At 57.4% G+C, this 244-nt stretch carries 1 protein-coding gene; it reads left to right on the forward strand.

Annotated features, from left to right (window positions below; all coding sequences use genetic code 11):
* Window positions 1-3 precede the first annotated feature (3 nt).
* Window positions 4-192 (forward strand): 30S ribosomal protein S16, encoded by a 189-nt coding sequence (gene rpsP / locus HU765_RS26705; RefSeq protein WP_346727557.1) that lies wholly within the window; start codon window positions 4-6, stop codon window positions 190-192.
* Window positions 193-244 lie beyond the last annotated feature (52 nt).

Below are 244 nucleotides of genomic sequence, written 5' to 3' on the forward strand. Positions count from 1 at the left end.
GTAGTGACCGACAGCCGCAACGCTCGTGATGGTCGTTTCATCGAGCGCGTAGGCTTCTTCAACCCGATCGCTTCCGGTCAGGCTGAAGCACTGCGTCTGGACCTGGACCGCATCGAGCACTGGGTTGGTCTGGGTGCAACCGTTTCTGATCGCGTTCACGCGCTGATCAAAGACGCTAAGAAAGCAGCTTAATCTGTCGCGGTGGTGGCAATGAGCAAGCAACTCAAACCGGTAGCGCCTAAGC

Source organism: Pseudomonas sp. SWRI81, from assembly GCF_014268545.1.
Lineage (GTDB): Bacteria > Pseudomonadota > Gammaproteobacteria > Pseudomonadales > Pseudomonadaceae > Aquipseudomonas > Aquipseudomonas hamedanensis.